The organism is Shigella sp. SIG6 (genome assembly GCF_053555815.1).
Genome location: NZ_JBQZXC010000146.1, coordinates 1 through 7,733 on the forward strand (window position 1 = coordinate 1; position 7,733 = coordinate 7,733).

Genomic DNA, 7,733 nt, shown 5'->3' on the forward strand with positions numbered 1-7,733 from the left:
TGTTATTCGATCATCTTCGCGATGAAGTTATGCGCCTGGACGCAGGGATCACGCAGGAAGTATTGAAGCTATATATTGCGTTTAAAGCGGAAACGAATTTTGTTGATGTTGTGCCGCAAAAAAGCCGACTGCGATTGTCGCTTAATATGCAGTTTCATGAACTGGTCGATCCGAAAGGTATTGCCAAAGATGTGACAAATGTTGGGCGCTGGGGTAATGGCGATGTAGAAATTGGTTTCAGCGACCTCGCACAACTTCCTTACATTATGGGATTAATTCGTCAGGCATTTGAAAAACAGATGGAGAGCGCGTTGGTATAACGCGGCGAATAATACCCGGTAGCACTGGCGCTACCGGGTCAATGTATCAGGCGACTTTCTGTTTACCTGTAATTACCCCAATAAATTCCTGTACCTGCCTTTGTTTACGCGCCGACAGCTTACACACCTTGCGTAGTGACTGCATCAGTTCGCTCTCTTCGGCGGCGGCGGGTTGGGCGGTGAGGACAATACAGCCTTCCATCACTTTGACATCTACCGCCGTGCCGGTGGCAAAACCGGCGGCTTCCAGCCACTGACCTTTCAGGGTGATGGCGGGAATACGGCTGTAATCCGGGTAACGACTCGCATAACTCACGGTTAATTGACGATTATTTGCCGGGGAGACTTCTGCTTCTAACGGTTGTGCAATAGAATGCGTGTCAGTCATGATTACTATTCTCTATAAATAGTGATTGTGATTAGCGGTGCGAGTGTGTTGGCGCACATCCGCACCGTGCTAAATACCTGGATATATCATCAGTAAATACAGGGAAAGTCCAGCTAAAAATTAATGAAAATAAGATGAAAATTAGCGTGAAATATAAATTTTGGTGATGTGAATAAAGCGGCTATTTAGCCGCTTTATTGGTTTTGTGAGGGCGAGGGAATTAGTTTATCGCTGCGTCAGTGAGTGTGTCTGCAAGATGCAGTTGGGTTTTATGATAAATCCCAATATAAGAAATAAGACCATTGCATACTGCTTCAATAGAATTTATCTTATCAAATATTGCTTGTTGTTCATTATAGGGGGGAATCGCAACAATAATATTGTAAAAACTGTCAGAATTAAGTTTTGGCATTTTTATTCTGTTCTCTGCTTTTTTGACTTGCATAAGAAATGGAATGGAAAGGATATATTTCAATAAGTAATTTGGATTAATGTAACAGTCTAATGGATACATATCAGCACTGCAAAGACCATTATACTCTGCTAAAAAAACTTTGGATAATGACGGGCGGATTTTAGAATAAACAATTTGTCCTTTATAAAAGCGACTATTTGGCCCTTTGACTCCTGATTCTTTCACTGTTCTCTTTGATATCACTCTCCCAGTGCCCTTTTCAATAATATCAGGTGCTACTTGATATAAATTTAAATAATCTTTTGGTGATACTAATTCAGATTTAATATTAACTATATTACCAATACGACACCATTCCCACCCTTCCGGAAGTTCAAACGGTTTTTCCTCATCGCTAATTGGCGGCAGTGGTTTTTGTTTTTTTATTTTCCCTTCTTTCACCAATTGAGCTTTTTCCTGCGCAATACGTTTGAGCAGTTCAGAGGCGGGTTCGTCATTCGGATCCTGCGGCACAAGTTTGCCCATTACGGCCAGTTGCAGAATGGTCTGTTTTAACGCATCCACGCTGGCTTCGGTGGTAAATAGGGTGTCGAAATGCTCGCTAATACGCGCCCAGTTTTCAGCCAGTTCCGCGGTGTTTTGGCTGTCTGTAAGCGTTCCCAACAGGGTTTCAACCAGTTGCTGATGTGCGTCCAGACTGGTCAGGGATTGCTGTTCTAGTTGGTCGCAGAGGGACATCAAAGAGCTAACTTTTTCAACTATTCGCTCTTGTTCTGCAATGGGGGGTAATGCAAATAAGCAGCTATTTAATACTTTAAAATGTCTCGCGTATCCTCTTACATCTAATTTAAATGATCGTAACAGCCAAAAAAAGAAACGCTCACAAATTAATATAGGTGATAAAATCTTCACACCGTCAGCGCCGACAACAAAATCAAAATCAATAAATTTAATATTCCTTGTGTGATCACCAAAAACTATAACTGGATTATTTAACTTTATTAACAGACATTCATTGTTGCAATAACCAGAAATAAATTCTTGGCTTTGCTCGATAACAGGATATTTTCCCTCAGGTAGTATTTCGGAGGATTTTATTTTTCTAGATGACTCAGAAATTGAGCAATAAATATCAGGGAGGTGCACCCACTCCCATCCCTCCGGCAATTCAAACGGCTTCTCTTCCTCACTAATTTCTGGCAGTGGTTTTTGCTTTTTAATTTTGCCTTGCTTCACCAGCTCTGCTTTTTCCGCCGCAATACGCTTCAGCAGGTCCGACGCCGGTTCATCATTCGGATCCTGCGGCACCAGTTTACCGCGCACCGCCAGTTCCAGAATCAGCTCACGCAATTTCTTAATACCATACAAATCAATCTTACCGGAGCTGCCGCGCCCGGCGGTGGAACGGGTTTGCAACGCCGAGGTCCAGGTTTCCATATGATCAACGATCAGCTTTTCCACACTCATTAGTTAACCTCCTTGCCAGACAGCGCAGCGCCAAGAATATCGAGCAGTTGATTACGCAGCGTCTGGATCTCCGCCTGCTGTTTTGCATACTGCGCTAACAGTTCGTCCGGATCATGGCTGACGGTTTCCGCCTGATGTGGGTTTTTAATATCCAGATTGAAGTTGCGCGCAATCAAGTCATCAATGCTGACTTTCCACGCTTGCTCATTCTCGACGCGGCTGGCAAAACCATCGGCCTCGTTACCCCACCAGTCGATCTCCGCCTGAAACTCTTCAAACTTCATCGGCTTGGTTTTGCTGTAGTTTTTCACGCCCGCCGGATACGGATGTTCATAGAACCAAATCTCTTTGGTTGGCTGACCTTTGGTAAAGAACAACAGGTTGGTTTTAATGCCGGTATAGGGATTAAACACACCATTCGGTAAACGCACGATGGTATGCAGGTTGCACTCTTCGGTAAGTAGCTTTTTGATTTTGGTTTTAACACCTTCGCCAAATAGTGTGCCATCCGGCAATACCACCGCCGCACGACCGTTTTTCGCCAGTACTTCCACAATCAGTTGCAGGAACAGATCCGCCGTTTCGCGGGTTTGCATCTCTGCCGGAAAGTTCTTCTCAATACCGTCTTCTTCCGTGCCACCAAACGGCGGGTTGGTAACAATGACATCCAGTTGCTCATCCCAGGAGGAAAGCGGTTTATTCAGGGTGTTGTCGTGACGAATTTGTACCGGTACTTCAATGCCGTGCAGCAGCATATTGGTGGTCGCCAGCAGGTGCGGAAGCTGTTTTTTCTCAACACCGTGGATCTGTTGTTGCAGTGTCTGATGATCGGCGACGCTCTTCACGTATTTGTTCTTTACATGATCGAACGCGCAGGCAAGAAAACCGCCCGTACCGCAGGCCGGGTCCATAATGGATTCGCCGAGTTTCGGATCAACGCGATCCACCATAAAGCGAGTGACGGCGCGTGGAGTATAGAATTCGCCCGCATTGCCCGCAGATTGCAGATCTTTAAGGATCTGTTCGTAAATATCACCAAACAGATGGCGTTCGCTGGCGCTGGTAAAGTCAATTTCGTTCAGCTTGTTGATCACCTGGCGCAGTAGCGTACCGTTTTTCATATAGTTATAGGCATCGCTGAACGCCTGCTTCACCACGTAGCCGCGTGGGTTTTTATCGATAGGCGCAGTGAGGTTTTTCAACGCCGGAAACAGATCATCATTAACGAATTCCAGCAGGGAATCACCGGTAATGCCCTGCGCGTTGGCGGCCCAACTGCGCCACAAATAACGCTGTGGGATCGGATATTGATAGTTATCCTGCTCCAGTTCCAGCGCCTCTTCCTGGGCATCGAAGATTTTCAAAAACAGCAGCCAGGAGAGCTGACCGAGACGCTGCGCATCGCCGTCCACACCGGCATCTTTGCGCATAATATCTTGTAATGATTTGATTACTGAGCTGATAGACATGTTGTATTCCATGAAAAACAAGGCCTTCTGCAACATGATGGTTGCAGAAGGCGCAAAAGAGAGTTGTTAAGCAGAGCGGGGCGGTAATTGGTAGATTTCGTTTTCCAGCTCGCTGAGCGCCTGATTATACCCGTTACGGTCGCCAAATCCGGTTTTAATAATCTCCGGTAAGGTGCCCATGCTGTCGAATGGTTTAAGTTTCAGCACCTGAATACTTTCGATCTCCTGTACGCCCGCATCGGCGTATTTATCCAGCAGATTATCGAGCACGGCTTGCGCTGCTTCAGAGTATTTTGTGAAGTAGTTCCGCTTGTGCACGTTCTCGGCGCGCTCTTTGCGGGTTAACGGCGGCTGACCATACACTACGTGGCAAAGCATGTCGAACGGGTCGAGATCTTTACCGACTTCTTCTGCCAGTACTTCCCAGATGATCCCCTGTTGCTCCAGCTCGTGAATGATCGCTTCTTTGCGATCGGCGTCCTGCCACTTGCGGGTAAAGTCATCCAGCGAGGCATATTCTTTGAGCAGTGTTTTGCGGGTGTAATCTTTAAAGGATTCGGTAACCAGTTTACCGTCGGCGTCGTAATACTGAACGCGCTGTGCAATAACGCCCACCGCTACACCGTTGACGTGAAACTTGCGGATTTTCTTCTCGTCTTCTTCCGGAAATGGGCCGACATCATCGGTATCGGTAACCTGGTATGGTGGCGCAGGCGGTTCATCAACGCCTGTTACCTGTTCGTCGTCATGTTCGCTGATTTCTTCGAGTTTCTCTTCAAAATCAGATTCTGGATCGGCGATATCCTCTGGTGTGGTATCCATGACTTTTTCGGGAATGCCATCGAAACGCTCATCGGCAAACAGTTCGGTGGCTTTTTTAAAGTCGAGGATGGTAAACCAGAGTTTGCCGTAACGTTCGTCGATGCGTGTACCACGACCGATAATTTGCTTGAATTTGGTCATCGACTGGATGTTCTGGTCTAGTACTACCAGTTTGCAGGTTTTAGCATCCACACCAGTGGTCATCAGCTCTGAAGTGGTCGCGATAACCGGGTACGGTTTTTTCGGGTTGATGAAGTTATCCAACTGAGCTTTGCCAATTTCATCATCGCCGGTGATTTTCATGACGTATTTGTCGTTCTTTTTCACCTGCTGCGGGTTGAGATTAACCAGGGCGCGGCGCATACGTTCTGCATGATCGATGTCGTTACAGAAGACGATGGTTTTATCCATCGGATTGGTGCGCTTGAGGTAGTCGGTAATGGTTCTGGCAACCAGTTCTGTGCGTTCGTCGATCACCATCGTGCGATCGAAATCTTTCTGGTTATAGATACGATCGTCAATCACTTCGCCGTTTAAGTCAGTTTGCCCTTTGGTTGGGCGCCAGCCTTGCAGGTCGACATCAATATCAACACGGACAACTTTATAAGGAGCGAGGAAGCCGTCTTCGATCCCTTCTTTTAGTGAGTAGACGTAAACCGGATCGCCGAAGTAATCTGTGCTGGAGACTTCATGCGTCTCTTTTGGCGTGGCGGTTAAGCCAATTTGGGTGGCGGAACTGAAATAATCAAGGATCTCTCGCCAGGCGCTGTCTTCGGATGCGCTGCCGCGATGGCATTCGTCGATCACGATCAGATCGAAGAAATCTGGTGCGACTTGTTTAAACGCTTTTTGGTCTTCCTCCGGGCCAGTTATAGCCTGATAGAGCGCGAGGTGAATTTCATAAGCGGGATCAATGGTGCGTCCGCTGACTTTGGTCATTGCCGTACCAAATGGCTGGAAATCATTATTTTTGGTTTGGTCGACCAGAATGTTGCGATCGGCAAGGAACAAAATGCGTTTTTTATTTTTTGATTTCCACAGGCGCCAGATGATCTGGAATGCGGTATAGGTTTTCCCTGTTCCGGTCGCCATGACCAGCAGAACGCGGTTTTGCCCGTTGGAGACGGCTTCAATGGTTTTGTTGATTGCCTGAAGTTGATAATAACGAGGCGATTTGCCGCTGCCATCGTCGTAATAGTCCTGAGTAATCACCGGAAGCTGAGCTTGTGTGTATCCTTTCCAGAGGCAGAATTTTTGCCAGAGTTCAGCGGGGGAGGGGAAGTCATCCAGCGTTATTTGCTTTTCAAGGCATTCACCTTCGGCTGCGGTGGCATCGCGGAAGATAAAGCCATCACCGTTGGTGGCAAAAACAAAAGGAACGTCCAGCAGGTGCGCATATTCAATGCCCTGTTGCATCCCTTTGCCAATTTCATGTTTGTTGGCTTTTGCTTCAATCACGGCTAAGGGAATGCCTGGCTTGTGGTACAGCACGATGTCAGCAGATTTTACCGTTCTGCGTGCCGCAACTTTACCACGTACGATGACTTTACCGTCCCGGAGTTTGACCTCCTGTCTGATTTGCGTTGTGTTGTCCCAGCCTGCATTGAGAATGGCTGGCATAACGCATTTGGTAATGATGTCTGCTTCCGTCAGGTTACTTAGGTTCAGTTCCGCCATGGGGTGTTCTCGCTTTTATCAGGACGATTCTGATTGTACATAAAATCAATAGCCTGGCTATGATTTAGGGCGGTGTTTCAACGTAAAGTACGTAGCAGAGATCACATTGATATCTCTGTTATATCTTGCTTGAATTAATCTGGGCATATCAGAGACAGATAAACAGAAGTTACAGGAACCATATCAACTCTAACAAAATATATAAAAATCTTATAGTTGCGTTTCTTTCGAGCAAGAAAGATAATGTTATTGTTGATTGTTTGATTGGGTATATGAAATGGAAGCTAAAGAATGTAAGGTGCAGGATATCCTTACTGAAAACAAAAAGTTTATTATTCCTTCTTATCAGCGTCCTTACAGTTGGACGGTAGATAATGCAGAGCAACTCATTGATGACATTTATAAAAGCTCTCAATCAGAAGAGAATGAATATTTTATTGGGAGTATGATTTGTATCAATAAAGGGCAAAATCAGTATGAAGTTGTAGATGGACAACAACGTCTTACAACGTTAAGCATTATTGTCTCCGAGCTAAAAAAAATCATCCCGATTCAGGGGATAAAAGATGATTTGCAAAAAAGAGTTCTACCTATTGATGTTTATTCTGATGAAACAGATGAACCAAGACTAATTGTTAGAAAAAAAGAGTATGATCTTTATAAATATTATATACTGCAGGATTCTAAAGATTATAAGCCTGAAAAGCCATCGGATACTGATTTAGTATTCATTAGCAACGCTGAAACAATTAGAGATTATTTGTTGCGGTTATCTGTTGATGAGTTGAAGTTGCTTGCTAAATATATTTTGCAAAATGTATATATCGTATTTGTGCAAACAGATGATTTCGCATCATCATTTAGACTCTTTAATGTATTAAATAGTCGAGGTTTACCTCTAAGTAATGCAGATCTTTTAAAAAATGCACTGTTTGAATCAGCTTCTACACATAATAAAAAATCAGAGCAAATAGAATCAGCATGGTCGCAAATTGAAGATATGGTTGGAGTGAGACGGCTTGATAAATTTCTTACTCTTCATAAGCTTTCCGAGAAAAAAGATCGTGACAGGGTGTTACAAAAAGGTTTTGAAGCTTTTATTGAAAATCTCCAGCAGCAATTTGATGGAGATGCTATTGCTATGTCACTGATGTTGGTTAATTCTGCAAAAAATT

6 protein-coding genes are annotated in these 7,733 nt (G+C 44.8%); 2 read left to right on the forward strand and 4 right to left on the reverse strand.

Annotated elements, in window-relative coordinates; genetic code table 11:
- A partial coding sequence (locus ACUU1M_RS17370) for a DUF5655 domain-containing protein (protein WP_449144705.1) occupies positions 1-320 on the forward strand: 320 nt, incomplete at its 5' end.
- Positions 321-366: 46 nt separating this feature from the next.
- On the opposite strand, the gene symE is transcribed toward ACUU1M_RS17370, so the two are convergent.
- The 4 genes from symE to hsdR form a co-directional block, all read right to left on the reverse strand.
- A complete protein-coding gene (symE, locus tag ACUU1M_RS17375) occupies positions 367-708 on the reverse strand; it encodes an endoribonuclease SymE (RefSeq protein WP_000132640.1) in 342 nt (113 codons plus the stop codon).
- A 220-nt stretch (positions 709-928) separates the two neighbouring features.
- Positions 929-2,590 carry a restriction endonuclease subunit S gene (locus tag ACUU1M_RS17380; protein ID WP_134799722.1) on the reverse strand — a complete coding sequence of 554 codons (1,662 nt, stop codon included), beginning with the start codon at positions 2,588-2,590 and terminating at the stop codon, positions 929-931.
- Positions 2,590-4,059, reverse strand: a complete 1,470-nt coding sequence (locus tag ACUU1M_RS17385; RefSeq protein ID WP_449144706.1) for an N-6 DNA methylase — start codon at positions 4,057-4,059, stop codon at positions 2,590-2,592. The genes ACUU1M_RS17380 and ACUU1M_RS17385 overlap by 1 nt, the downstream gene beginning before the upstream one ends.
- Positions 4,060-4,125: 66 nt before the next feature.
- Entirely contained in the window at positions 4,126-6,558 is a 2,433-nt protein-coding gene (hsdR, locus tag ACUU1M_RS17390; protein ID WP_000819009.1) for an EcoAI/FtnUII family type I restriction enzme subunit R, read from the reverse strand.
- 277 nt (positions 6,559-6,835) lie between these two features.
- Between hsdR and ACUU1M_RS17395 the strand changes: the two genes are divergently transcribed.
- Positions 6,836-7,733, forward strand: an 898-nt coding sequence (locus ACUU1M_RS17395) for a DUF262 domain-containing protein (RefSeq protein ID WP_044141224.1), incomplete at its 3' end; no start/stop codon positions are given.

Excerpts from the sequence above, each read along its gene's own strand:
- hsdR (WP_000819009.1), bottom strand. The coding sequence starts at position 6,558 with ATGGCGGAACTGAACCTAAGTAACCTGACGGAAGCAGACATCATTACC.
- symE (WP_000132640.1), bottom strand. The coding sequence starts at position 708 with ATGACTGACACGCATTCTATTGCACAACCGTTAGAAGCAGAAGTCTCC.
- ACUU1M_RS17385 (WP_449144706.1), bottom strand. The coding sequence starts at position 4,059 with ATGTCTATCAGCTCAGTAATCAAATCATTACAAGATATTATGCGCAAA.
- ACUU1M_RS17380 (WP_134799722.1), bottom strand. The coding sequence starts at position 2,590 with ATGAGTGTGGAAAAGCTGATCGTTGATCATATGGAAACCTGGACCTCG.